The sequence below is a fragment of the Winogradskyella sp. PC-19 genome (genome assembly GCF_002163855.1).
Lineage (GTDB): Bacteria > Bacteroidota > Bacteroidia > Flavobacteriales > Flavobacteriaceae > Winogradskyella.
In genome coordinates this window covers 1131848-1157123 of record NZ_CP019332.1, presented here as the reverse complement: position 1 = coordinate 1157123, position 25276 = coordinate 1131848, and the positions used below count along the sequence as shown (strand labels likewise).

Genomic DNA, 25276 nt, shown 5'->3' with positions numbered 1-25276 from the left:
AGTATGAAATACATAGTTCAAATTTGTAGAATTTTTGTTGGTGTTTTATTTATCATATCAGGATTTATAAAACTTAATGACCCTCTTGGTTTTTCTTATAAACTACAAGAATATTTTAGTTCAGACGTTTTAAATATTCCGTTTTTAGAGCCTTATGCATTAGCTATTTCTGTATTTGTAGTAGTCTTAGAAGTCGTTCTGGGTGTGTTTTTATTAATTGGTTACAAGAAAAAATTTACAATTTGGATGCTTTTAGGAATGATAGTATTTTTTACATTCCTAACGTTTTATTCGGCGTATTTTGATAAAGTAAAAGACTGTGGATGTTTCGGTGATGCTTTAAAATTAACACCATGGGAGAGTTTTACTAAAGATGTTGTACTTCTAGTTTTAATACTTGTGTTATATATTGGAAGAAAGTATATAAAACCAATTTTCAAAAGTTTACCAAATTCAATTATTTCCTTGTTGAGTTTTATTGTTTCGCTTTGGTTTGCTTACCATGTATTGATGCATTTGCCAGCAATAGATTTTAGAGCCTATAAGATTGGTAATAATTTGCAGGATGAAATGGCAATCCCAGAAGATGCAGCTAAACCAATAATAGAATATACGTGGACTTTTAAAGTTAACGGCGAAGAACAAGAATTTGTTACTAACGGAAGTTACCCTAATGTTGAAGGTGGCGAATATATCGGTGTCGAAACCAAGGAGATTGATGCAGGTTATATTCCTTCAATTCAAGATTTTACAATTGAATCAGATGAGGAAGATTTGACTAATTATTTCTTAGAGAAGGATAATCTTGTGATGGTTACAATGTATAATGTTTATAATTCTGAAAAAGAAGGTTTGTTAAAGCTAAAAAACTTTACGGACGATGCTATCAAAAAAGGTTATACGGTAATTGGATTATCAGCCTCAGGTAATGAAGCTAAGCAGCAACTAAAAGCAGACTATAATTTAAATTTTGAAACCTATTTGTGTGATGAAAAAGTGGTAAAAACAATTGTGCGTGCAAACCCTGGGATTTTTATCCTTGAAAACGGAACAGTGGTTAATAAAGTACATTGGAATGATATTGAAGATATTCAGCTTAAAGAAATTCCAGAGTCTGAAAGAGATATAATTGCAAAAAAAGATGATGGAACTGTATATGTAATTGACGGAAAAATTTCTACTATAGAAGCTTCGAATTCAATTGCAGAAGAGAACATAGAAGAAGTATATGTTTATAAAGATAAAGAAGTAGTTAAAAGGCTCTTAGATTCAATAAATTCAGTGGATAAAACTAATTACACTTCTTTGGTAGAAATAATTTTAAAAGAAAATCAATAGTCTGCTCAACTACTTACTAAATAAAATCTTTTATGCAGTTCTTACATTAGTAGGAGTAGTTACAGTTATATTTTTATTGTTTACCGTTTTACCTGGTGACCCAGCAAAAATGATGCTAGGACAAAATCAAACAGCAGAGCAGGTCGAAGCTGTAAAAAAGAAGTATGGCTTTGATAAACCTCTTGGAACTCAATACTTGTATTATCTAAACGATTTATCGCCAATATCATTTCATTCTACTAAAACAGAAGATTATACTTATTTTGATGATAATAAATATTCAGGTTTAAGATTATTCACTATTAGTAAAACTACAACTGCAATCAAATTACCTTACTTAAGAGCGTCATTTGCAAAACAAGGGAAAAAAGTAAGTCAAGTCATTGGCGAGACCTTACCAAATACATTTGTTTTAGCAGTATCGGCAATAATTATTGCTATGATTTTAGGATTGATTTTTGGCGTGATTTCGGCGTTGAAAAAGGATACTTGGATTGATAGAAGTATTCAAGTTTTCAGCACATTAGGAATGAGTGTTCCTTCTTTTTTTAGTGCCATTTTGTTTGCTTGGTTATTTGGTTTTGTATTACATAAATACACAAATTTAGAAATGACAGGTAGTCTTTACGAGCTTGATGATTTTGGGGAAACTGTAAACATTAAATGGAAAAATCTGATTCTGCCAGCAATTGTTTTAGGTATTAGACCTTTGGCTGTAATTATTCAACTCATGAGAAACTCATTACTTGAAGTGATGAATCAAGATTACGTTCGTACGGCCAGAGCAAAAGGCTTGAGTGAGTTTCAGATTATAAAAAACCATGCAATTAAAAATGCTTTAAATCCTGTAGTAACTGCAATTTCTGGTTGGTTTGCTTCTATGCTTGCTGGTGCTGTTTTTGTAGAATATATTTTTGGGTGGAATGGCCTTGGAAAAGAGATTGTAAATGCATTAAATACTTTGGACTTACCTGTTATTATGGGTGCAGTATTAGTTATTGCTACAAGTTTTATTATTATTAATATACTAGTTGATATGATATATGCTATGCTTGACCCACGAGTTAAACTCACGTAGTAATACATGAGATTTGTCAATAAAACTTCGACTTTAAACGCTTACTTTTGTAATTCTAAAATAAGATTCAATACATCAATATCATGAGAAAACATATAGTTGCCGGTAACTGGAAAATGAATAACGGTTTGTCACAAACACAATCGTTGATTTCTGATTTAAAAAAACAAAATCAAACCTCAAATGCTGAGGTAATGATAGCTCCAAGCTATACAAATCTTTGGCAAGCATTTCAGTCACTAAGACAAGATGATATTGAAGTTATTGCACAGAACATGCATTTTGCAGAAGACGGCGCATATACTGGTGAAGTCAGTGCAGGTATGCTTAAAAGTATTGGTGTAAAAACGGTAATATTAGGGCATAGCGAGCGTCGTGCTTATTTTAACGAAACAGATACATCTCTAGCTAAAAAGGTAGATGCTGCTTTAGCTAATAATTTACGTGTTATCTTTTGTTTTGGAGAAGAATTAGCAGATAGAAAATCTGGTAACGAAGAGGTTATTGTTGGTAGCCAAATTGAGAATGCATTATTCCATTTAGATGCTGATGCTTATAAAAATATTGTATTGGCTTATGAGCCAGTTTGGGCAATCGGTACTGGCGAAACAGCAAGCCCTGACCAAGCTCAAGACATGCACGCTTTTATACGTAAAACATTAGCTAGTAAGTATGGAGATAAAGTTGCTGACAGTGTTTCTATCCTTTATGGCGGAAGCGTAAAACCAAACAATGCCAAAGAGATTTTTTCAAAACCAGACGTAGATGGTGGTTTGATTGGTGGTGCATCACTAAAAGCGGAAGATTTCTTTGCAATCGTTAATGCATTTTGATTTAAAAAAATAAAATTTGTCATTCCGACAGAGCGCAGCGACGAGGAATCTCACATAAAACTATTTTCGAAATTATGAGATTTCTCAATCGAATAAATTCTCACTTCGAAATGACCAAAATTTAGGTTAAAATGTCAAACACAATTTATATAGGTTACGAGTTTAAAGTTTCACCTTTACAACCAGCTGTTGAAATTCTAATTGCGGAATTAGGTTATGCTGGTTTTGAGAGTTTTGTAGAAAATCAAGACGGTGTTACAGCATACATTCAAAAAGAAGAATGGCACACAGATGTTTTAGATAATATTCAAGTTTTAGATTCTGATGAATTTCAAATTACTTTTGAATTTAATGAAATTGAGCAAACCAATTGGAATGCTGAATGGGAGAAGAACTTTAAGCCAATAGTTGTAGATAATCAAGTTACAGTTCGCGCACCTTTTCATGATAAGCCCGAAACTGCATATGATTTGGTTATAGAACCAAAAATGAGTTTTGGTACTGGACATCATGAAACGACGCATATGATGATTCAGCATATTCTAAAAAATGATTTTAAAGATAAATCGGTTTTAGATATGGGTTGTGGAACCGGTGTTTTAGCAATCTTAGCAGAAAAAGTTGGTGCCAATAAGCTAGATGCTATAGACATTGATAATTGGTGCTATATAAACAGTTTAGAAAATGTAGAGCGAAACGACTGTAATAAAATTTCAGTTTATGAAGGTGATGTTAAGCTTCTAGATGAAAAAAACTACGATATCATTATAGCGAATATTAATCGTAATATTCTGTTAGCTGATATATCTAAATATGCAAAATCTTTAAATAAAAATGGCTATCTCTTTTTAAGCGGTTTTTATGAAGACGATATTTCAATTATTGAAGCTGAGTGTGCCAAAAACTCATTGCATCTTAATGACAAAATTATTAGAAATAATTGGGCTTCTTTAATGTTTAATAATTAACACTTTTTAACATTTTTGTTTGTTATCGATTAACTGCTTATAATTTTAACTAAAAAGTTAAGGAATTGTTAAAAATATGCGGTTTTTCCGTAACACTTTCTCGTTTTCTAGATGTAATTTAGAAGAGATAATATTATTCACTTTTAGGAACTATTTAAGAGCATTAATTGATGACTCGCTAACCTTCCTATGTTTTGTTTTACGTAAACAACCCAAAACAAATTATTAACAAAAAAACACTCAAAAATGAAGAATTTAACCAAAAATTGGCTCATACTTTTATCTGCGTTAGCATTAACTTTTACTGCCTGTGAAAAGGACGGAAATGCGGAAGAAGAAGTATTAAATATTGATGATAGCTTTCTTAATACGACTAACTTAGAGAATAGAACTGTAATAACCGATACGGCTTTATTGAACTCGATAAAATCTTTAGACATAGATGTAGGTACAGTATCTGTAGGTAATTTTCATTTACCAGATGGAACAGTAGAAGAAAGAATTTACATTGGTAACGATATTACATTCACTAGAGATGAGCTAGAATTACTAATAAATCCAGAAAGTAATGGTCGTCAATATCGCACGTTTAATTTGGTAGAAGGAGCCAATAGAACAATAGATATTTTAGGTTATACTGGCGGTAGTCAAGCACTATCTTCAAAAGCACAAACTGCCTTGCAATGGTCAGTTAACAATTATAATAACTTAAATACTACCTTACAATTTAATTTAACTTTTGGAACAAATTTTCAAGCTGCTGATATGGTGGTTTATGACAATACAGTAAATACGCCAAATAGTCAAGGTGGCGTTGCTGGTTTTCCAAATTCTAGTGGAGAGCCAAATAAGTTTGTTCAGATTTATAATATCGAACAGTTTTCTACAAACGTAAATGAGCATGTAATTACTCACGAAATTGGTCATTCTGTTGGATTTAGACACTCTGATTGGTTTGATAGATTAAGTTGTCCAGCCTCTTCTCAAGGTAATGAAGGTACAGGTTCAGACGGTGCAGTTCATATTCCAGGTACGCCAACAGGAAGAGATTTGACATCCGTAATGCAAGCTTGTTTCTCTACAAGTGAAGATGGAGAATTTAATGGAAATGATATAATAGCTTTAGAGTTTATGTATCCGGAAGCTCCAACTGGTCCTTGCGATGGTGTTTCTGAGTGGCAAAGTGGTGTAAGCTATAGCATTGGTGACCGTGTTACTTATTTTGGAAACTTATATGAGCGCGTATCTAGTGGCTGGACATTGTTAGGTCCTTGTAACTAAAATCTCTTAATTTAATGAAATGAGTTACTTTCCTTTAATAGGGAAGTAACTCATTTTTGTTTTTAAGGAATGAAAAAGTATAGTAACTAATAGCGAAGCCTAAACTTTAACATATTTGGGATGCGAGATTATAACTATTTTACGTTTTAATAACTAATATTTTATAAATTAGCTTAATAGAGCTTTATTTAATGGATTTTCAAGAGAAAGTAAAAGAACAGTTATTAATTGAAGAGGAAGTAGTCAAACAGAATGAAATAGTTTTGTTTAATGACGATGTTAACACGTTTGACCATGTCATCGATACTTTGATATATGCATGTGATCACGAACCGCTACAAGCAGAGCAGTGCGCAATGCTTGTTCACTATAAAGGAAAATGTGCCGTAAAAACAGGTTCTTATGATGATTTAAAACCACGATGTTCCAAATTATTGCAAGCTGGCCTGAGTGCAGAAATTCAATAAACTAAAAAATCCCGCAATTGCGGGATTTTATTTTATATATAGTTTGCTATTAATTATTTACTCATTCTACCAACAGCACAACTCACGTAAGATTTAGCTTTTTTTGGTAAAGAGTTGTTTTGGCTAACTAATGGATAACCCAAGTCAGAAAGCTTTTTAGTTACCAACTCCAATTGATTGTCAGTTTCAACATTTAAAAAAACTTCATCTGTATCGTTATTAACAGTTACATCCGAAATACCATCTAATTTTAAAAGTTGCTTTATAATCGTGTTTGCACAACCATGACACTTCAGATTCTGAATTTTTAAAGCTTTTTTTTCCATCTTTTAGTTTTTTATTTTACACGTACTAACACCTAGAATCTTGTATAAAGGACAAAAATTAATTAGACCAGTTATCAGTAAAACAATCGCAAGTCCCATTAATATGTATGCAAGTGTGTCATCAATAATATTAAAATAATATAGTAGTGTTATAATCAAAGCGATAAGAACCCTAAGTCCTTTGTCAATGTTACTTACATTTTTTTTCATAATAATAAATTTGTTTACAGAGTTGAAGGACAGACAAAGTCTGTCGTCGGTAAATCTGTTTTTTTAATAGCTCCAAAACCACCAGCAACATCAACCAAATTATTGTAACCTCTAGCTTTTAGTATAGAAGCAGCGATAACAGAACGATAACCGCCTGCACAATGGATGTGATAAGTTTTGTTTTTATCAACTTCATTCATATTGTCGTTGATAAAGTCTAATGCAAAATGTTGAGCATCTTCAAGATGTGATGCCGTATATTCTCCGTCTTTGCGTACGTCCAAAATATTAATGTCACCTGATTTTACGCGTTCGGCAAATGTATCTGCAGAAATAGATTCTAATGTTTCTATATCTCTTCCTGAGCCTATCCAGGCATCTATTCCGCCTTGTAAATAACCTAATGTGTTATCGTAACCTACACGAGATAAACGTGTTACGGCTTCTGCTTCCTTGCCGTTAGGCGCAACTAAAATTATCGGTTGTTTTATATCAGTTATTAAGGCGCCAACCCAAGGTGCAAATCCTCCATTTAATCCAATGAAAATTGAATTTGGGATATGACTTTTTATAAATTCAGATTGAGGGCGTACATCTAAAACTAAAGCGGATTCGTGGTTTGCTAAGGCCTCAAACTCTTCTGGGTTTAGTGGAGAATCTCCTTTCTTCAAAACATCTTCAAAAGTTGAATAGCCTGTTTTATTCATCATTGCATTTTTAGCAAAATATTGCGGAGGTGGTGCAATACCATCCAAAACTTCTTCTACAAATTCTGCTTTAGTCATGTCAGGACGTAAAGCATAATTTGTTTTTTTCTGCTCGCCCAATAGACCAACAGTTTCTTTGCTTAAGTTTTTTCCGCAAGCAGAACCTGCACCATGAGCAGGATATACGATAACATCATCAGCTAGAGGCATGATTTTGTTACGTAAAGAATCAAAAAGCATTGCGGCTAAATCTTCTTTTGTTAAGTCTGACTTTATGGCCAAATCAGGACGTCCTACATCTCCTAAAAATAAAGTGTCACCAGAAAAAATCGCATGATCTTTCCCGTTTTCGTCAATCAATAAATAAGTCGATGATTCTAAAGTGTGACCTGGTGTATGAAGTACTTTAATTGTTAGTTTACCAAGTTTAAATTCTTCATTATCTGATGCAGAATGTATGTCGTATTCGGTGCTTGCTCCTGGTCCAAAAACGATAGTCGCACCAGTTTTTTTTGCTAAATCAACATGACCTGAAACAAAATCAGCGTGAAAGTGAGTTTCAAAAATATATTTGATTTTAGCATTATTAGCTTCAACTTTATCTACGTATTGCTGTGTCTCTCTTAAAGGGTCAATAATAGCAACTTCTCCTTCGGATTCTATGTAATAGGCACCTTGTGCGAGGCAACCTGTATATAATTGTTCTATTTTCATGTTTTAATTTTTTCGTAATACAAATTTAATAAACTTGTTGTTTTGGAATGTGACATTTGTCACATAGCTCAAAACAGTTCTTTAAGGATGATATAAGTACCCATAACTAATGTAAAAAAGCCAAAGCCTTTTTTTAGTTTTTTGCCATTGATAAATTTAGAAAGATATATACCTATAAGTATTCCAATTATCGAGAAAAAGGTAAACTTTAAGAGAAATACCCAATCGATATCTATATGTTCGATATCACCAAGGAAACCTATCAAAGATTTAATAGAAATTATAAATAAAGATGTTCCAATTGCCTTTTTCATGGGTAGTCTTACAAAGAATACCAAAACAGGAATGTTTAAAAATCCGCCGCCTGCTCCGACAAAACCACTAATGATTCCTGTAGCTAAACCTAATATTAATACTATAAAAGTATTATAACTTATATCTGACTCACCATCATCAATGCTGTTTACTTTTTTAGTAATCATTGATATACTTGCCAACAAAATTACAATGGCAAAAACTAGCATTATAAAAATGCCACTTGTAACTTTAAAGTCACCAATTACAAACATGACATCTGGTAATGCAGGAACTAAAAACTTACGGGTAAGATATACACCAATAATCGATGGGATAGCAAAAATAATTGCTGCTTTATAATCTACAAGTCCACGTCTTAAACTCTGTAAAGCACCAATAGTAGATGTTGCACCTACAACAAATAGGGAATAGGCTGTTGCAACGATTGGATTAAATGCTAATAAATATACAAGAATTGGAACAGTCAATATAGAACCACCGCCGCCAATTAAACCCATTATCACTCCTGCAATTACCGAAGCCGTATAACCTAATATCTCATGATTATCCATTAATGCGGTAATTTATCTTTTAAGACACCATATGTATATGTGCCAAGAATTGCTGCTGCAATAACTATTAATATTGAAAATACTCCAGTACCCAATAAAATATACATTGGGCCAGGACATGCTCCTGCAAGTGCCCAACCAAGACCAAAAATGCTTCCTCCAATGATATATCTTCTAAAACCATCAGCTTTTTTTGGGACTTTTAAATATTGGTCTTCAATTGTTTTTATTTTTAATTTTTTTGAGATTAACAATAATACAATACCTGTTGTTACTGCCGAACCAATAATACCATACATATGGAAAGATTGAAATTTAAACATTTCAAAAATCCTATACCATGAAACAGCCTCGGATTTTACCAAAACAATTCCAAAAATGATACCTACTATAAAGAATTTTATATACTTACTCATAATTAAAATAGGATTGGATAAATAAGATGAATCATAATTAAACCGCCAATAAAAAAGCCAATTACTGCGATTAAAGACGGTAATTGTAAACTACTCAAACCAGTAATTGCATGGCCAGAAGTACAACCACCAGCATAACGTGTTCCGAAGCCAACAAGAAAACCACCAATAATTAGGATAAGCATTCCTTTTACTGTAAAAATATTTTCCCAACTAAATAATTCTGGAGGTAAAAGTGTTTTGCCAGCATCATTAAATCCTAAGGCAGTCAAGTCTGCAATAGTTTCTTGGCTTAAATTAATATCAGTTGGATTTGATAAAAAATAATGTGCAATAAATCCACCAAAAATTGCCCCAAGAACAACAATTAAGTTCCAGCGTTGCGCTTTCCAATCAAACTTAAAAAAGGTGACTTTTTTACCTGCACCACCAATGGCACATAGTGTTCTAAGATTAGAGGACATTCCAAAAGTTCTTCCGAAATACAGAAGTGTAAACATTATTAGAGCGATAAGTGGTCCTGATATATACCAAGGCCAAGGTTGTAAAAGGTATTCCATGAATATAATTTTTAAGCAAAAATATAATTCTGAAGCTTAGTTAATGTTACAAAAGTTACTAAAACTTAAGTATTTCAATTTTATGCCGTCCAAGTTTTATTTTCTTTTCGTTTTCAATTTGTTTTAGAAGTCTAGAAATTACAACTCTAGAGGTGTGTAAATCTTCGGATATTTCTTGATGTGTAATATTTAATGTGGTTGAAGCGGTCAGTTTTACTTTGTCAGTCAGGTATTTATACAATCGCGCATCCATTTTAAGAAATGCAATAGAATCAATAGTTTCTAGCATTTCATCAAAACGTTCTTGATAACTTTCTAAAATAAAATTTCTCCAACTTTGATTAGTGTTAAACCATAGTTGCATGTATGATATAGGTATCATTATAACACTAGTGTCTTCATCTGCTACTGCTCTAATTTTGCTTGCGGATTTTGCCATACAACACGTTAGTGACATGGCGCAAGTATCACCAGATTCGAGAACATAAAGTAATAGTTCCTCGCCATTTTTGTCTTCTCGCAATACCTTAATATTTCCGTTAATTAATAAGGGAATATGTTCTAAGCTTTGTCCTATATCTATGATGATATCATTTTTTTTAAATGATACCAAGCGAGCTACTTCTGAGATTTTTGTTATTAATTCAGAATCAAATAAGTAGCCAAAAGGTTGAAGAGTGTTCTTTGAAATCATGTTTCAAAAATAAACATTTCGATTTTTGGAATAAATTGTTTGGTGGGTTTTTAAATATTGTATTATATTTGCACCCAATTAAAAAAAGGCCTCGTGGCGCAACTGAATAGCGCACTTGATTACGGCTCAAGAGGTTACAGGTTTGAATCCTGTCGAGGTCACTGATTTAAAGCAAACTATATTATAGTTTGCTTTTTTTATTTCATTAATCCAAAGCATTTTTAGTAACATACAATCGCCAACCAAAAATTGCCAATTGTAATTTTGTTGCTTTTGTAAGGTCAAGTCTTCTCTTAGTATAAGATGGTAATACTACTTTGTTGACTTTAGCTAAAAATTTAAAAACTGTTTTCTTCATAATAATTTCAGTTTTCAAATATATCTAAAAAAAGAAAACTTAGCTTTTGGCTAAGTTTTTTTGATTGATTGAATTTAATTGGTTGGTTTGGTTTTTAAATTGAGAAAATGATTTCTACAATTACTTTTACAATAGTTAGCATGTTTTAGAGGTTTTAAAGGTTAATATTTTACTATAATTTCTTGATTGAGTTTTCAATATATATAGGCTAATTACCTTCTACCAAATACTTTTTAATATATCTATGAATTTGAATATGTATTTATAACTATAAAAATGAATTAAGTTTCATATTTAAACATTGTATTCTTAATTTAAATTATAATATGTAACAAAAAAGTTTAATTTTAATTAATATATGTAATAATTGTAGGGTGTTTTTGTAGTGGTTTTTGAAAACCAAGGGAAATTTTTACTTTAAAAGAGGTGTTTTTAAGTATTCTATCTTTTTTTCAAAATAATTTTTGCAAAACATGTAATTAATGCGACTCCGTTTTTTCTAAAAGTTTTGGCGATTATTATTTAACGTTTATGAGCGAGTATTAAGTGTATATTTGCAAAAATTAAAAGAATAGTAATATGCGAAATTTTCCCCTTTTTGTGTTGTTGTTTTTATCGGCATTAGCTTCATCTCAAGATTTGGTAATTAATGAACTAGATTGCGATACACCTGGAACAGACAATCTGGAGTTTATCGAAATAAAATCAGCTATGCCAAATCAGGTTATATCTAACCGAGTTTTAGTTTTTTTTAATGGTTCTAATAGTGGTAACGATTCTAGTTACCTAGTCATTGATTTAGATGGGCAAAAAACCGATGGCAACGGTATTTTATTAATTGGTAGTACATCTGTTTCGCCGTACCCTCAAATTATTATTCCTGTAAGTGTAATACAAAATGGAGCAGATGCTGTTGCTATTTATACAGGAACGCCAGATGATTTTCCAAATTTAACACCAGCGACCATCAATAATTTAATGGATGTGATTGTTTATGATACTTCTGATGCGGATGATACAGTTTTATTAAATACGTTTAGAGCAGATCCAAGATTTTCAAGTTTACAGCAAATTAATGAAGGTTCAGGTAATAACACAAATTCAATTAAGCGAAATAATGATGGAACCTATTCTGTGGGTTTACCATCGCCAAGACAGATTAATGAAGGTAGTGGCGTAATACTTAATCCTATATCAGTATCTGTTGATGAAACTGCTTATGAAGAAGGTGATAATTTTACGATAACTTTCACTTCAGAGTTGCCAGTTTCGGAGACCACAACATTTAATATTACATTGGATAATGATGGTTTTACAACAGGAGATTTTTCGGGTTCTACAAATATTACGTTTCTAGCAGGTGAGCAAACTGCAACTACGTTTATTGTGCTGTTAGATGACGTTTTAGATGAAGGAGATGAGGAACTTATTATCGAAATTCAGAATTTAGAAGAAGAGTTTCAGCCCACAACAGTGACTAATCCACCAGTTGCAGGAAACAATTTTATATTGGTAAGAGTCGTAGATAACGATTTTACAATGGCAGCTTGGGGATCACCATTAAATCCAACTTACGATCAGGTAACGAGTACACAACCTGCAGATTATTACAGTAGTTTAAACGGCAAGTCTGGTCAGCAATTACGAGATGCTATTACAGCAATTATTGCAGAAGAAGGTGTTGTTAGAAACTATAGTTATGCAACAGTCTATAATATTTTGGAAGATGCAGACCAAAATCCATCAAATAGTAATGAAGTCTGGATGTTATACACGGAACAGACAAGAGCTAAACTAGACCGTCAAAATACAGGTAGTAGTACAGGAAAATGGAACAGAGAACATACTTTTCCTAGATCCAGAGGCGATTTTGATGAATGGGAAGATTATGATGAGGTACCAACTGAAATGAATTTTGGATTTTTAAATACAAATGCTGATTCTTTAAGGCATGGCTATTCTGATGCACACGCCTTAAGAGTTGCTGATGGACCAGAAAATAGCCGTAGAAATAATAGAAACTACAGTAATAATTTTGGAGATGAGGAATATAATGGCGCTATAAAAAGCGATATGTCAGTATCTACAAGTTTTAGAGGTGATGTTGCTAGAACTACCATGTATATGGAGCTAAGGTATAACGGTTTGTCTTTAGTGAATGGTTTTCCAGAATTACCTTTTCCTCGTACAGGAGAATTGGGCGATTTAGCAACACTTTTACAATGGCACGAAGATGATGCTCCTGATGATTTTGAAATGAATAGAAATAATATTGTCTTTGAGTGGCAACGTAATAGAAATCCGTTTATTGACTTACCAGATTTGGTTGACTACATTTGGGGAGATAAAGTAGGAATGATATATAATGGAGCTTTAAGTACAGATAATAAGGAGTTAAATCGTTTTACTTTCTTTCCTAACCCAGCAAAAAATAGTTTGAAATTTGAAGGTATAACATCTTTGACGATAATTGAAGTTTTGTCTATTGAAGGTCGAAAAGTTGAAACTTTAAAACCAAACACTTCCAATACTGTTAATATAGATTTAGCTTCGGGTGTCTATCTTTTGAGATTTACTGATGGTAGTTTAATAGAGACAAAAAGATTAGTAATCAAATAAATAAAAAAAGCCTGAACAAATGTTCAGGCTTTTTTTATTTAAAGTTAAAGCGGTTTAGAACTTACCACCAAATCATCACCATATTTTCCGAAATTAATCGTAGGTATGCCATTTGCGTTATTAAAAGAACCTACACTCGAATTTCCGTCCTCATCCTTAACCGATACTTTGAGTCGTATAATTTCACCTTCTTTGTTGCGCTTTAATTTTGAATATTTTACAGTAATCCCATTAGCGGCAAGGTCTTTTTTATGAGTTTCCATTAAGTTGTTCGGAGTGTTTTTAGTAATAAAATGTAAAACCATTTTATTGTCCTTGTTATCATCTACAAATCTAATAGAACCAACTTGTACATTATAGTCTTCGTTGTTTTGTGTTAATCTTTCAAATCTGTTTTTTGCTTCATTAGTAGTTATGACTACTATGCCATTTTTTCCTTGATTGCCATATATTTCTGTAGCTGTTTTATCGTCAACGATAGAAATAGATTTAATAATCGAATAATCTAAATCTTTAACATCTATATTTTCTAAAATATCTCCATTAATAGCAATTAAAGGTTTGTTCGCTGTACTTAGGAACTTTTTTAGCTCTTCTTTTGTTGAAGTTTTAAAAACATCAGTGGCTTCAATTTTGGAGATTTGCCATGGGTTCTTCTTTTTACTCGCTTTCCCTTTAGTCTTTATTTCTATTACTCCATCTTTTGCATTTTTACCATATAAGGTAGTAGCTTTATCACCTTTTATTACATTGACTTCAGCAATTTTATTTGGATTCATTTTTTTCAAATCTTTTTTAGAAGCTACTTTACCGTTTACGATATAAATAGGGTTCTTACCTTTAGAATTTCTGAATCTGATGGTGTTTTTGTAATTAATAGAGTCCGTCTTTATTGTAAAGCTATTTGAACTAACCTTTGCATTACCATTAGACTTAAATGTGTAAGCAGTGTTTGGTTTTCCAACTACAATAGAATCTTTTGTTCTAAAAATATATTTTCCTTTGGTCTTTGGGTTACTTTCGATAATATGAATTGTATCTCCAGTTATTTTAGTAGTATTACCATTTTGACGTATTACAAAGGTTTTGGTTTTCCTTTTGTTTCCTTCTTCTTCTTCGATGACTTCTATTATTTCTTCAATGACTTGTGGTTCCTCAATGACTTGTGGTTCCTCAATGACTTCAATAATTTCTTGCTCTTCAACTTCAATGATTTCATTCTTAAAAGCACCAACACTCATGTTATTATTGTCATCTAGTTTGAAATAAAAAGGAGCTATCGCATTGTTATCACTAACACTGTAATTTGTTGAGCTATTTTTAGACTCAAATGAAATATTAATTTTTATAATTTCTTCCTTTTTATTTCTTTTGATGTTTTTGATTATCATATCTATGTCTTGAGCCTTTAATTCGGCTTTTAACCTTTTAATCTCTTCGTTAGAAGTATCCTTTGAAAAAATGATTTCGATAAGCTTTAGGTTTTTAAAATCTGGTGTGTTTTCACTTATTGCATTTTCTACTAAAGGTTTTTCAGCTTCTATGAAAACTTCTTCAGTATTAAAGCTCATTAGAAAAATGGTAAAAAGAGGTAAAATAAATATCGATTTCCAGCGATTAACTGATTTTGATCGGCTTTTTTGTAACATAACGATTCGTTTTTTGATTAATGAATTATAAAAATTTGATGTAAGATTGCTGTTGTTGTTACCAACACTAGTTTTAAGTAACAAGTGTTGATAATTTTTCTCTGAGTCAGAATTACGCTGTGCATTTTCGTCAGCGATATATTCAAGATTTTGTTGAATATCTTTATGGTAAAACCATATTAACGGATTAAACCAAAAGAATACACAGGCTAGTCTAGAAACAATTATATCTAATGAGTGCCATTGGCGTACATGCACTTTTTCGTGATTTATAATAAGTTGCAATTCTTCATTAGAAAATAGATTTGGGTTATATACTATCCATTTAAAAAATGAAAAAGGAGATATTCTATTTTTTACAATAACGTATGTGTAAATGCCATCTTTGTTTTTAGTATTGTTTAATAATAAAATTAAAAGTGAACCAAATTGCAATACAAATTGTGTCAAACAAATTATAACACCAATAACATAAATTAATTTTAGTAGTTGTGACCAATCAAAAGGTGTTTCTTGAACTATGCCTGTAGAGTTATCTATAATAAAATTCATAGGTGTTTCAGAAATAGAGATAGGCTCAACAGAAATATATATAGGTATCACGATTAAAGGTAAAATCAATGCAGCCACTAATCCTAAAAGTAAAAACCAACGATTATGGCTAAAGAAAGTTTCCTTTTTTAGAAAAATCGTATAACCTAAATAGAGTAATACAATAAGTGCACTTACTTTGATTAAGTATTCCATGTTACTTCTTTTTTTCTATGAGGTCAATAATTTCTTTAAGCTCATCTACACTAATCTTTTCTTCTTTTGCAAAAAAGGATACCATGTTTTTATAAGAGCTGTTAAAGTAGTTGGCAATTGCAGTATTCATAAATTTAGATTTATAATCTTCTTTACTTATAATAGGGTAGTATTGATGCGTTTTTCCGTAAGCATTATAAGCAACATATCCTTTTTCTTCAAGATGTCTTATGATTGTCGATAATGTATTATAATGTGGTTTGTCAGTTTTTATTTCTGCTAAAACATCTTTTACAAAAGACTTTTTAAGTTGCCATAAGATGTGCATGATTTCTTCTTCTTTATTAGTAAGCTTTTGCATTGTTTGTTTTTTTAGATAATGAATAGATTTCAAATATAACTATTTTTATAGTTATTAAACTATTTTTGTAGTTATTTAACGAAAAATTTAGTTTTTATCCTTTCAAAAAGAATAGAAGATATAGTTGAAAAGGAAATACTATCTTCGCAAAAAATTGAATATAAATGAATGTATTACTCATAATCTTAGGATTAGTTTTACTTGTAGTAGGAGGTGAGTTTTTGGTAAGAGCATCGGTTGGGCTCTCATTTAAATTAAAACTTTCAAAGCTTGTTATAGGTATGACGGTTGTCTCCTTTGCGACATCGGCACCTGAGTTATTAGTTAGTTTACAAGCCGCTTTAGATGGTGTAAGTGATATCGCTTTAGGTAATGTAATAGGCTCTAATATTGCAAACATCGGTTTAGTATTAGGAATTACTGCAATTATATCACCTTTAATAGTTGATAGAGAATTTTATAAGCTTAACTGGCCTATGCTTATGTTTATGTCATTTGCTTTATATTTTTTTCTGAGTAATGATAACCTACTTTCAGCAGTTGAGGGTGCGATTTTATTTACGGTATTAGTTATGTTTTTGATTTTACTTATCAGAGATTCTAGAAAGAAAACAAAAGCAAGTATTATAGCTGAAGATATAGATGAAAGTTTAGCAGTAGTTTCAAATTTTAAAATAGGAATATGGCTTATTATTGGAGCTGCAGGACTATACTATGGTTCTGAATGGTTGGTTGATGGTGCTAAAGGCTTAGCTCAAGCTGTTGGTATTAGTGATTATGCAATATCTGTTACAGTAATTGCTATTGGTACAAGTGTGCCAGAATTGGCTGCCTCAGTAATTGCCGCATTAAAAAAGGAGAAAGCTATATCTTTAGGTAATCTAATAGGTTCTAACATATTTAATATAGCTTCAGTATTAGGTTTAACAGCAATGATTAAACCGATAGCCGTGGAGTCACCAAAAATACTATCTACAAATATCTTTTGGATGATTGGCTTTGCTGCTGTTTTGATTCCTTTAGTTTTTTTAGGAAAACGTTTTTCAATAGGTCGTAAAAAAGGTCTTTTACTATTTGTAGCTTATCTCATTTTTATAGGCTTAGCGTTTAGTTAACCAGAACAAAAAAAGAGCAACTTTTTTGTTGCTCTTTTTTTGTTCTGGTTATAGTATTTATTTAGCTAATATAATTTCTACACGTCTATTCTTTCGTCTACCTTCAATAACCATATTAGTTGCTATTGGGTTTTCTTCTCCAAAGCCTTGAGATCTTAATCTGTTTGGATTAATTCCGTTTATAACCAAGTAATTTTTAACTGCAATTGCACGCTCTTCTGATAATTTTAGATTTTGTGAAGCTGGACCAACGCTATCAGTGTATCCATTGATGTAAAATCTTGCAGTAGAGTTATTTTTCATTATGGTTATAATATCTTGCAATATATTTTTTGATTCTTCTTTAATATCTGTTCTGCCAGGATTGAAAAGGATAACTCTAGCGTATTGATTGATTAGATTTTCTTCTTCTCTTGTAAATTCTTTACAACCACCATTAGCTAAAGTGCCGGTTTCAGTTGGGCACTTGTCATCTTTATCTGGTACACCGTCTCCATCTGTATCTGGCCAAGGACAACCGTAATTTTTAAAAGGTCCAGCTATTTCAGGACATTTATCCTGTTGGTCTGTAATGCCATCATTATCAGCATCAGGACAGCCATTTAGAGCCGCTAGACCCGCTGTATTTGGACACTTGTCATTTCTGTCGGTAATACCGTCGTTATCAGCATCAGGACAACCATTTAATGCTTCTAATCCAGGTGTTTTTGGACAATTATCATTAGGGTCACTAATGCCATCTTCGTCTGTATCAGGACAACCATTATATTTTAGCAGACCTGGTTTTTCAGGACAAGCGTCTATATCATCACTAATCCCATCACGATCGGTATCTTTTTTCCCGCCAAATTTATAAACAACCGAAGCTGTATGCTGAAAATGTCTAAATCCATATACTTCAAAAACATGTTTATACGTACTTTGAAGATTAAAAGCAACTTTTTCGCTAAACCAATAGCGTAATCCTAAAGAACCATTTAATGTTCCAGAACCAATTGAGTTTAGCCATGTATAACCACCACCTGCACCGATATATGGTTCTAAATTGTTAATTGTAGCGTCTGTAAAACTATAATTTATTGAGCCGTCTAAAGCGTAATATGCTAGATTATCAACGATGTTATTTTCTTCCTTACCGGATGATGGATTTATGTTGGTGCCAAATTTTTTGATTCTGTTAAAAGAAGCTGAAGCAGAAAATGAAATTCGATTCTTCCAGTATTTAGATACTTCAATCTTTGTGAGCATAGGAAAAATATTCCAGTGGTCGTTAACATTAAAAAATTCATCAAATAAATCACCTTGTGGATCTGGTTGACCAACAGGAAAGTAATCTACAGCATTGAATCCGACACTTATAGCCCAAGGATTATATTCGTCCTGAGCATTAGTGTTTTGAAAGCTGAAAAATAAAAAAGAAACTAAAACTATTTTGTATAAATTCCCCATAATTTAAACATTAGTTATTTTGAATAATAGGCTCAAATATATAAATAAAAAAGCGACTCAATTTTGAGTCGCTTTTTTATTTATATAAGATTATTTAAGAAATGTCTGCTGATTTTACAGTTTTTATAATACGACCTGCAATTTTATAAGGGTCGCCATTAGAAGCTGGTCGACGATCTTCTAACCAGCCTTTCCAACCTTTTTCTACAGTAATTATTGGAATTCTAATTGAAGCTCCTCTATCAGAAATACCATAAGAAAAGTCATCAACGTGAGCTGTTTCATGTAATCCAGTTAAACGCTCATCGTTAAACTCTCCGTAAACAGCCATATGTTCTTTAACAACTGGTCTAAATGCTTCACATATTTTCTCATAAGTTTCTTGAGAACCGCAAGTTCTTAATGTCGTATTTGAGAAATTTGCGTGCATACCAGAACCATTCCAATCTCCTTTTACAGGTTTTGGGTGGTACTCTATGTAATACCCATATTGTTCAGTGAGTCTATCTAGTAAATAACGTGAAACCCAAATTTCATCACCTGCTTTTTTTGCGCCTTTAGCAAATAATTGATATTCCCACTGACCAGAAGCAACTTCTTGATTTATGCCTTCAAAGTTAAGACCCGCTGCAATACATAAATCTGCATGTTCTTCTACAAAATCTCTACCATGAGTATTTCTTCCACCAACAGAACAATAATACATACCTTGAGGTCCTGGATAACCACCAATTGGAAAACCAAGTGGTAACTGCGTATCTTTATCCATTATAAAGTATTCTTGCTCAAAACCGAACCAGAAGTCGTTGTCATCGTCGTCAATTGTAGCACGGCCGTTTGATTCATGCGGAGTTCCATCTGCATTTAAAACTTCAGTCATTACTAAATATCCGTTATCTCTTGCTGGATCAGGATAGATTGCTACTGGTTTTAATAAACAATCAGAAGATCCACCTTCGGCTTGTTTTGTTGACGATCCATCAAAAGACCAAACAGGACAATCTTCAAGTTTTCCACTAAAGTCTTCTTCAACTTTAGTTTTACTTCTCATGTTTTGTGTTGGTTTGTAACCATCTAACCAAATGTACTCTAACTTGGATTTGCTCATTTTGTGTTGTGTTAAATTTACGAAAGATCAAATATAATTTTTTTTTAACTTTTGTAATAATAAATTGTGAGTGTCTGGTTGTTTTTATGAAATTCTCACTAGAAGTGGCATATCACTTTTTTAATTATAATTTTTTGCTTCTAAAATGTAGAATTAGTAGTTAATATTAAATCGCTTAATTATAACTGTAATGCTTTTAACTTATAATTGGACTTGGTGTAAGATTTTACCTAAACTTACTGGTTATGTAGTGTTTACGTAATTAATACATTAATTTAATGATTTCCTAAAATATGTGTCTTCAAGACTTTTTTTTTTGAGAATAATGCATGTATTTTGCACTTTTCGATGAAAAACTATAAATACTCGTTTATCTACTTTTTTACTTTAAATATTATAAGCTAGATTTGTAATGTTGTTTATTGTTAAATAATAGACACAAAAAAAGCTATTAATAAATCCATTGGCTAAGATTTAAATTTTACACATCTTTCCAATAAATCCCTTCCCCCAAAAAATATTTTCATTTTGAAAAAAATGAAGCAATAATTATTAATTAATAGTTATGGTTAAACATTAAAATTTTTAATGTAAATATTTTTGGTTAGCCATCACTATTTGTAAAATATTTCATTCTTAATGAATGAGTCAGAAAATCATATTGATTAAAAGCGCTTTTGCATTTTAGTTATTATGACGAATATTAAAAATTAATTAAATAATCCATTAAATTAAAAATTATGAAAAATTATGTATTAGGTGCTGCGGCATTATTATTGTGCGGAGGAGTTTCTCTTGCTCAGGGTAACAAAAGTAATACTGACCAAGATGGTGTTGGTAACGAAGCTTATGTTGCTCAATTCGGAGATGAGAACAAATCTAAAGTTACACAAGATGGTAAAATGAATCCACTAGGAGGAGTTGGAAATCTTACTTTTGTTTTACAAGAAGGTACAAAAAACAGATCTACTGTAAAACAAGACGGCGATTTTAACTTTGCTGATGTTTTCCAAGATGGTGTTAGAAATGACGCTGAAATTGATCAAGGTGTTGGTTGGGCTGAGTTTAACAGTGCTACTGTTGAGCAAATAGGTGACAGAAATGATTCTTACCAAAAGCAACGTTACGATAACAATACTGCTATTGTAGAACAGTATGGTAATGGTAATGATGCTGTACAAGATCAAAGTACAGGTAGTAATATGGCTACAGGTAATTTTGCATGGTCTACACAACAAGGTAACCGTAATGCTTCTGACCAAAACCAAAGAGGTCCTGGTAATTACGGAGATGTATGGCAAGTAGGAAACCGTAATAGTGCTACACAAGACCAAGATGGTGCTTTTAACACTGCTGAGTCATTCCAATTTGGAAACGACAATGTTTCTACACAAACGCAGGCTGGTGATGATAACTATGCTGGTAATCTTTCTCAAGGTAACGGTAACACAACTACTCAAACCCAATCTATAGTTGCAAATAATGCATTGACATCACAATATGGTAACGGTAACGTTTCAACTCAAGACCAAGAAGGTTTCATGAATGATGCTGATGTTCTTCAAGATGGTAATGGGAACGATGCTTTACAATTACAATTAGGTGCTTTTAACACTGCTGACGCTGACCAAAAAGGTGATAACAACCAAAGTGGTCAAGGCCAAGAAGGTGTAGATAACTGGGCATTAACAGTACAACGTGGTGATAATAACTCTTCTAACAACTTACAAATAGGTGAGGCTAACTCTTCTGATGTATTACAAAGAGGTGATTTTAACGGTGTATTATCTATGCAAAATGGTTTCTTAAACGGTAGTTTTGTAAGACAAAGAGGAGATGCTAACTATGCACGAGTTGCTCAAATGGGAGAATTCCATTCTAGCATCATCAGACAAACTGGTGTATCAAATACTGCATTTACATTACAGTCTAACTAATTATAACAATTAATTAGGTATAATTTTTTAGATAATGTTATCCTTTTAAAAGACAACAATATCTTCAAAAACAGAAGAAAGGAGAGTATAATCTCCTTTCTTTTGTTTATATTTAAATAAAAATAAACAAAAAAGAATGAGACACTTAATATTCCTTATGATATTTTGCTTATTACCATCTTATGTGTTGTCTCAAGATAAGACTGAAACAGATAATAGTAAAACAAAACGTGTTTCTGAAATATATAATTTCAAACAATCTACTTCAAACTATCTTCTACTAAATCAAGTTGAGGCAATTCAAAGAAGACAATCAAATACAAATATAGGTGATAGAAATATCGTGGTCATTAATCAAATAGGTGATAGTAATATAGCTGTTTCACAAACAAATTCAGCTAATTCTAGTCTTGAGTACATACAAATAGGTGACAGAAATACAATAAAAAGTAGTAATTCTATTCTTCAAACTACAGAACGTCTCATACAAAATGGAAATGATAATGCTATAACTAATTTCTCTTTTGGTAATGTAAGTAACTCATCACTCCAAGTTTTACAAAACGGAAATAATTTACGTTTCGAGAAGTTTGGGACAAATAGTTTAACGGAAAATCTCTCATTCCGAATCACCGGAAATAATCAGACCTTAATTATTCGTAGTTTCTAACTCTACCAAAATTACAGGTTTTGAAAATAACCAAGTACATATTTTTCTTTCTTTCTTTCTTATATAATATCAGTGCCATATCTCAAGAAACAAATAGAGAAATCATAGCAAAAATTGAAACAAAAAATGTTTCAGAATTATTAGGCATTATGGGAACTGTTTCCAGTAAAACAGACCTTATTAAAAGTTTAAGATACCAAATGTTTATCTATAGAAAGAATTTCCAAACAGGAGATGTTCTTAAAGCTGAAAAATCTAAGCGTTTTGTTTTGAAGCCTAATGAAAAGATAACATTAGAAGAAGTGAGTATTAATCCAAATACGAAGGACAAGATTACCGCCGTAATACTAGTTTTTGATTCAGAAAATAAGTTAGTTGCAAAAGATCGGCGCGTTTTATTAAATGATGACGAAAATGATAATTCTTCAACTAAATCTAACAAAAAAAATGATTACATTGGATTAAGAGGTTTGGTTACAGAAAACACAAAAACAAAACCGGGTCGAGATTTTTATGTCGAGTTTTATTCAGCTTATAGGTTAAAAGGAATAAATGGTAAAGAAGTTGTAAAAATTGTTGAGCAATTTAGTTTTGGTAGAAGTACAATTATGGAAATTAGTGTTGGTGATAAATTAGTACATAAATTTTTCACCCAACCCAAAAGAGATTATATTAAACAGCAGACAGCAATAGCCATAGAAAATGTTTCAAAATATTTTACTATTTTGGAGCGTCAAAAAAATTATATTAAACAATACTAACTAATAACATCATTATGAAAAAAATACTGTTAATCGCTTGTTTTATAGGTGGTTTTTCTATCCAAAATAGTTACTCACAACAATTTGTTTACCGCGCAGTAAATCCTTTTTTTGGTGGTGATACCTTTAATTACCAATTTTTATTACAAAGTGCCCAAGCACAGAATTCCTTTACAGACCCAAACGAAGAAACAAGGAATCAACAACAAAGCGAGCTTGAGCGTTTTAGTCAGAATCTTAATAACCAATTGTTAAATCAAATATCTAGATCGTTATTTAGTCAACAATTTGGAGATGATGGGCAATTAGCTCCAGGGACGTTTTCATTTGGTTCCTTGGTTGTTGAAATTTTCGAATCTACAGAAGGGCTAGTTATTGATATTTTAGATACTAATAACGGAGACCAAACTCAAGTTGTTATTCCTGGTGGAGGCAACTAACCCTAATATTTACTAGACCAAACCTATGAAAAATTGTAAATTATATATATCGTTGTTTTCAATGATATTTATATTTAGTTGTGGTACTTACTTTAATCAGCCTGTAACTGAGGAGATTGCTCGCTTAGGAGAAGACACTAGAGTAAGTAAATTGTTATCTACTTTACCTGAGCCACAGCAGCCTGTTGTAGTTGGTGTCTATAATTTTAGAGACCAAACAGGACAGTTTAAGCCTACAGAAAATGGTAGTACATTCAGTACTGCTGTAACACAAGGCTCAACATCAATTTTATTAAAAGCACTAGAGGATTCTAAATGGTTTGTAGCAACAGAAAGAGAGAATTTAAGTAACCTTCTTAATGAAAGACAAATCATTAAGTCTACTCGTGATGAATATGCTCAAGTAAACGGAACTACACCAGAGCGATTACGACCTCTATTATTTGCAGGAATTCTATTAGAAGGAGGAATAGTCTCTTACGATACTAACACCATAACAGGTGGTATTGGTGCTCGATATTTTGGTATTGGTGGCTCAACAAAATATAGACAAGACAGAGTTACTATATATTTAAGAGCTGTATCTACTTCAACGGGAGAAATTTTAAAAACAGTATATGTTTCAAAAACAATTTTGTCTCAAGCATTGGATGCAAATTATTTCAGATTTGTAAGCTTTCAAAGATTATTAGAAGCTGAAACTGGATTTACTCGCAACGAGCCAATACAATTAGCAGTAACAGAAGCCATTGAGAAAGCAGTACATTCGTTGGTGATTGAAGGTATTTCAGATAAGCTTTGGTCTCCAAAAAATAACGATGAGAATCAGGTTAATGCTTTATTAAAAGATTATTACGAAGAAAAAAGTTTGGCAAGAACTACGAAGCTTAACGAAAGACTGTATAGAGACAGAAGAGGAAAGTCTGTAGTAAACATTGCTGCAGGAACAAGTATAATAGATGGTGATTTACCTAACCCAAGGCCGGAAATCTTTGGCCGTGTTGGTTACAAAAGATACCTCATGCCATTTCTTAATATTAATACTTCTTTAAATCAGTTTAACTTAAGAAATGAAGGTTTCTTAGATGAATCATTTACATCCTTAGATTTTAATGCTGAGTTTACAATTTTACCCTATGATAATTTAACGCCATTTATTTATTCCGGATTTGGAGCTAACGGTAGAAATGATTTATCAGAAATCGATTTAAAGTTTCAATATGGTTTAGGATTAGAATATATGCTTTCTGATAAGCTAGGTATTAATATATTTGGTGAGCACAACATAACATTTAGTGACGAGGTAGATGGTGTAATTAGTGGAAAAAGAGATGACTTTTATTACAGATTTGGATTAGGACTAAATTTTTATCTAAATCCACCTAAATATGAAGGTACAAGAGAACGAGAGTTAAGAAGACTCAAGGAGAAAGAGCTAAAAATACTAAGAGACTCTAACATAGAAAGCCAAAGAAACTTTGGTAAAACTGCTGAAGACGAAATGAAAGCTGCTGAAAAAGAAGATCGCAAAAAGTTAAAAAATCTTAGAAAAGCGAATAAGAAATCACAGAAAGAAACTAAAAAAAATAATGAAAACTAAT

Annotated in this window: 25 protein-coding genes and 1 tRNA gene; 14 read left to right on the top strand and 12 right to left on the bottom strand. The window is 31.9% G+C overall.

What is annotated here, in order from left to right; genetic code table 11:
* Positions 1 to 3: 3 nt before the first annotated feature.
* From BTO05_RS05375 to BTO05_RS05350, 6 genes are all read left to right on the top strand, one after another.
* A complete protein-coding gene (locus BTO05_RS05375) occupies positions 4 to 1338 on the top strand; it encodes a BT_3928 family protein (protein WP_087491675.1) in 1335 nt (444 codons plus the stop codon).
* Position 1339: 1 nt separating this feature from the next.
* A complete protein-coding gene (locus tag BTO05_RS05370) occupies positions 1340 to 2416 on the top strand; it encodes an ABC transporter permease (RefSeq protein WP_087491674.1) in 1077 nt (358 codons plus the stop codon).
* 83 nt (positions 2417 to 2499) lie between these two features.
* Positions 2500 to 3249: a triose-phosphate isomerase gene (gene tpiA / locus BTO05_RS05365; RefSeq protein ID WP_087491673.1), complete on the top strand. Its 750-nt coding sequence runs from the start codon at positions 2500 to 2502 to the stop codon at positions 3247 to 3249.
* A gap of 131 nt (positions 3250 to 3380) precedes the next feature.
* Entirely contained in the window at positions 3381 to 4217 is an 837-nt protein-coding gene (gene prmA / locus BTO05_RS05360) for a 50S ribosomal protein L11 methyltransferase (protein WP_087491672.1), read from the top strand.
* A 246-nt stretch (positions 4218 to 4463) separates the two neighbouring features.
* Complete coding sequence (locus tag BTO05_RS05355; protein WP_087491671.1) at positions 4464 to 5498, top strand: M57 family metalloprotease; 1035 nt, start codon at positions 4464 to 4466, stop codon at positions 5496 to 5498.
* 191 nt (positions 5499 to 5689) lie between these two features.
* Positions 5690 to 5965, top strand: a complete 276-nt coding sequence (locus BTO05_RS05350) for an ATP-dependent Clp protease adaptor ClpS (protein WP_087491670.1) — start codon at positions 5690 to 5692, stop codon at positions 5963 to 5965.
* A 53-nt stretch (positions 5966 to 6018) separates the two neighbouring features.
* On the opposite strand, the gene BTO05_RS05345 is transcribed toward BTO05_RS05350, so the two are convergent.
* The 7 genes from BTO05_RS05345 to BTO05_RS05315 form a co-directional block, all read right to left on the bottom strand.
* Positions 6019 to 6291, bottom strand: a complete 273-nt coding sequence (locus BTO05_RS05345; RefSeq protein ID WP_087491669.1) for a heavy-metal-associated domain-containing protein — start codon at positions 6289 to 6291, stop codon at positions 6019 to 6021.
* A 3-nt stretch (positions 6292 to 6294) separates the two neighbouring features.
* Positions 6295 to 6501, bottom strand: coding sequence for a DUF2892 domain-containing protein (locus BTO05_RS05340; protein ID WP_087491668.1), 207 nt, complete (start codon positions 6499 to 6501; stop codon positions 6295 to 6297).
* Positions 6502 to 6515: 14 nt separating this feature from the next.
* Entirely contained in the window at positions 6516 to 7922 is a 1407-nt protein-coding gene (locus tag BTO05_RS05335) for an MBL fold metallo-hydrolase (protein ID WP_087491667.1), read from the bottom strand.
* Between the two features lie 68 nt (positions 7923 to 7990).
* A complete protein-coding gene (locus BTO05_RS05330; RefSeq protein ID WP_087491666.1) occupies positions 7991 to 8791 on the bottom strand; it encodes a sulfite exporter TauE/SafE family protein in 801 nt (266 codons plus the stop codon).
* On the bottom strand, positions 8791 to 9207 hold the full coding sequence (locus tag BTO05_RS05325) for a DUF6691 family protein (RefSeq protein WP_087491665.1): 417 nt from the start codon (positions 9205 to 9207) through the stop codon (positions 8791 to 8793). The genes BTO05_RS05330 and BTO05_RS05325 overlap by 1 nt, the downstream gene beginning before the upstream one ends.
* A gap of 2 nt (positions 9208 to 9209) precedes the next feature.
* The gene (locus tag BTO05_RS05320) at positions 9210 to 9767 is read right to left on the bottom strand and encodes a YeeE/YedE family protein (RefSeq protein WP_087491664.1); all 558 of its coding nucleotides are present in this window, start codon (positions 9765 to 9767) and stop codon (positions 9210 to 9212) included.
* Between the two features lie 58 nt (positions 9768 to 9825).
* The gene (locus tag BTO05_RS05315) at positions 9826 to 10461 is read right to left on the bottom strand and encodes a Crp/Fnr family transcriptional regulator (RefSeq protein WP_087491663.1); all 636 of its coding nucleotides are present in this window, start codon (positions 10459 to 10461) and stop codon (positions 9826 to 9828) included.
* Positions 10462 to 10548: 87 nt separating this feature from the next.
* On the opposite strand from BTO05_RS05315, the gene BTO05_RS05310 reads away from it, so the two are divergent.
* Positions 10549 to 10622, top strand: a tRNA-Arg gene (locus BTO05_RS05310).
* Between the two features lie 44 nt (positions 10623 to 10666).
* Here BTO05_RS05310 and BTO05_RS05305 read toward each other — a convergent pair.
* Positions 10667 to 10819, bottom strand: a complete 153-nt coding sequence (locus BTO05_RS05305) for an SsrA-binding protein (RefSeq protein ID WP_087491662.1) — start codon at positions 10817 to 10819, stop codon at positions 10667 to 10669.
* 579 nt (positions 10820 to 11398) lie between these two features.
* On the opposite strand from BTO05_RS05305, the gene BTO05_RS05300 reads away from it, so the two are divergent.
* Positions 11399 to 13438 carry an endonuclease gene (locus tag BTO05_RS05300; protein ID WP_087491661.1) on the top strand — a complete coding sequence of 680 codons (2040 nt, stop codon included), beginning with the start codon at positions 11399 to 11401 and terminating at the stop codon, positions 13436 to 13438.
* Positions 13439 to 13482: 44 nt separating this feature from the next.
* Here BTO05_RS05300 and BTO05_RS05295 read toward each other — a convergent pair whose 3' ends face one another.
* Positions 13483 to 15834, bottom strand: coding sequence for a M56 family metallopeptidase (locus tag BTO05_RS05295; RefSeq protein WP_087491660.1), 2352 nt, complete (start codon positions 15832 to 15834; stop codon positions 13483 to 13485).
* 1 nt (position 15835) lies between these two features.
* Positions 15836 to 16195, bottom strand: coding sequence for a BlaI/MecI/CopY family transcriptional regulator (locus BTO05_RS05290; RefSeq protein ID WP_087491659.1), 360 nt, complete (start codon positions 16193 to 16195; stop codon positions 15836 to 15838).
* Between the two features lie 164 nt (positions 16196 to 16359).
* On the opposite strand from BTO05_RS05290, the gene BTO05_RS05285 reads away from it, so the two are divergent.
* A complete protein-coding gene (locus BTO05_RS05285; protein ID WP_087491658.1) occupies positions 16360 to 17310 on the top strand; it encodes a calcium/sodium antiporter in 951 nt (316 codons plus the stop codon).
* Between the two features lie 57 nt (positions 17311 to 17367).
* On the opposite strand, the gene BTO05_RS05280 is transcribed toward BTO05_RS05285, so the two are convergent.
* Positions 17368 to 18759: an OmpA family protein gene (locus BTO05_RS05280; RefSeq protein WP_087491657.1), complete on the bottom strand. Its 1392-nt coding sequence runs from the start codon at positions 18757 to 18759 to the stop codon at positions 17368 to 17370.
* A 94-nt stretch (positions 18760 to 18853) separates the two neighbouring features.
* Positions 18854 to 19867: a glutamine synthetase beta-grasp domain-containing protein gene (locus BTO05_RS05275; protein WP_087491656.1), complete on the bottom strand. Its 1014-nt coding sequence runs from the start codon at positions 19865 to 19867 to the stop codon at positions 18854 to 18856.
* Positions 19868 to 20607: 740 nt separating this feature from the next.
* On the opposite strand from BTO05_RS05275, the gene BTO05_RS05270 reads away from it, so the two are divergent.
* The 5 genes from BTO05_RS05270 (at position 20608) to BTO05_RS05250 (ending at position 25275) form a co-directional block, all read left to right on the top strand.
* Positions 20608 to 21804: a hypothetical protein gene (locus BTO05_RS05270; RefSeq protein WP_087491655.1), complete on the top strand. Its 1197-nt coding sequence runs from the start codon at positions 20608 to 20610 to the stop codon at positions 21802 to 21804.
* Between the two features lie 136 nt (positions 21805 to 21940).
* A complete protein-coding gene (locus BTO05_RS05265) occupies positions 21941 to 22474 on the top strand; it encodes a hypothetical protein (RefSeq protein WP_157662547.1) in 534 nt (177 codons plus the stop codon).
* A 20-nt stretch (positions 22475 to 22494) separates the two neighbouring features.
* Positions 22495 to 23235, top strand: coding sequence for a CsgE family curli-type amyloid fiber assembly protein (locus BTO05_RS05260; protein WP_087491653.1), 741 nt, complete (start codon positions 22495 to 22497; stop codon positions 23233 to 23235).
* Between the two features lie 14 nt (positions 23236 to 23249).
* Positions 23250 to 23675: a curli assembly protein CsgF gene (locus tag BTO05_RS05255; protein WP_087491652.1), complete on the top strand. Its 426-nt coding sequence runs from the start codon at positions 23250 to 23252 to the stop codon at positions 23673 to 23675.
* Between the two features lie 25 nt (positions 23676 to 23700).
* Positions 23701 to 25275, top strand: a complete 1575-nt coding sequence (locus BTO05_RS05250; RefSeq protein ID WP_087491651.1) for a CsgG/HfaB family protein — start codon at positions 23701 to 23703, stop codon at positions 25273 to 25275.
* Position 25276: the final 1 nt, after the last annotated feature.

Excerpts from the sequence above, each read along its gene's own strand:
- BTO05_RS05295 (WP_087491660.1), bottom strand. The coding sequence starts at position 15,834 with ATGGAATACTTAATCAAAGTAAGTGCACTTATTGTATTACTCTATTTA.
- BTO05_RS05340 (WP_087491668.1), bottom strand. The coding sequence starts at position 6,501 with ATGAAAAAAAATGTAAGTAACATTGACAAAGGACTTAGGGTTCTTATC.
- BTO05_RS05350 (WP_087491670.1), top strand. The coding sequence starts at position 5,690 with ATGGATTTTCAAGAGAAAGTAAAAGAACAGTTATTAATTGAAGAGGAA.
- BTO05_RS05275 (WP_087491656.1), bottom strand. The coding sequence starts at position 19,867 with ATGAGCAAATCCAAGTTAGAGTACATTTGGTTAGATGGTTACAAACCA.
- BTO05_RS05280 (WP_087491657.1), bottom strand. The coding sequence starts at position 18,759 with ATGGGGAATTTATACAAAATAGTTTTAGTTTCTTTTTTATTTTTCAGC.
- BTO05_RS05255 (WP_087491652.1), top strand. The coding sequence starts at position 23,250 with ATGAAAAAAATACTGTTAATCGCTTGTTTTATAGGTGGTTTTTCTATC.
- BTO05_RS05300 (WP_087491661.1), top strand. The coding sequence starts at position 11,399 with ATGCGAAATTTTCCCCTTTTTGTGTTGTTGTTTTTATCGGCATTAGCT.
- BTO05_RS05320 (WP_087491664.1), bottom strand. The coding sequence starts at position 9,767 with ATGGAATACCTTTTACAACCTTGGCCTTGGTATATATCAGGACCACTT.
- BTO05_RS05375 (WP_087491675.1), top strand. The coding sequence starts at position 4 with ATGAAATACATAGTTCAAATTTGTAGAATTTTTGTTGGTGTTTTATTT.
- BTO05_RS05305 (WP_087491662.1), bottom strand. The coding sequence starts at position 10,819 with ATGAAGAAAACAGTTTTTAAATTTTTAGCTAAAGTCAACAAAGTAGTA.
- BTO05_RS05355 (WP_087491671.1), top strand. The coding sequence starts at position 4,464 with ATGAAGAATTTAACCAAAAATTGGCTCATACTTTTATCTGCGTTAGCA.
- tpiA (WP_087491673.1), top strand. The coding sequence starts at position 2,500 with ATGAGAAAACATATAGTTGCCGGTAACTGGAAAATGAATAACGGTTTG.
- prmA (WP_087491672.1), top strand. The coding sequence starts at position 3,381 with ATGTCAAACACAATTTATATAGGTTACGAGTTTAAAGTTTCACCTTTA.
- BTO05_RS05250 (WP_087491651.1), top strand. The coding sequence starts at position 23,701 with ATGAAAAATTGTAAATTATATATATCGTTGTTTTCAATGATATTTATA.
- BTO05_RS05325 (WP_087491665.1), bottom strand. The coding sequence starts at position 9,207 with ATGAGTAAGTATATAAAATTCTTTATAGTAGGTATCATTTTTGGAATT.
- BTO05_RS05285 (WP_087491658.1), top strand. The coding sequence starts at position 16,360 with ATGAATGTATTACTCATAATCTTAGGATTAGTTTTACTTGTAGTAGGA.
- BTO05_RS05290 (WP_087491659.1), bottom strand. The coding sequence starts at position 16,195 with ATGCAAAAGCTTACTAATAAAGAAGAAGAAATCATGCACATCTTATGG.
- BTO05_RS05270 (WP_087491655.1), top strand. The coding sequence starts at position 20,608 with ATGAAAAATTATGTATTAGGTGCTGCGGCATTATTATTGTGCGGAGGA.
- BTO05_RS05335 (WP_087491667.1), bottom strand. The coding sequence starts at position 7,922 with ATGAAAATAGAACAATTATATACAGGTTGCCTCGCACAAGGTGCCTAT.
- BTO05_RS05345 (WP_087491669.1), bottom strand. The coding sequence starts at position 6,291 with ATGGAAAAAAAAGCTTTAAAAATTCAGAATCTGAAGTGTCATGGTTGT.
- BTO05_RS05330 (WP_087491666.1), bottom strand. The coding sequence starts at position 8,791 with ATGGATAATCATGAGATATTAGGTTATACGGCTTCGGTAATTGCAGGA.
- BTO05_RS05315 (WP_087491663.1), bottom strand. The coding sequence starts at position 10,461 with ATGATTTCAAAGAACACTCTTCAACCTTTTGGCTACTTATTTGATTCT.
- BTO05_RS05265 (WP_157662547.1), top strand. The coding sequence starts at position 21,941 with ATGAGACACTTAATATTCCTTATGATATTTTGCTTATTACCATCTTAT.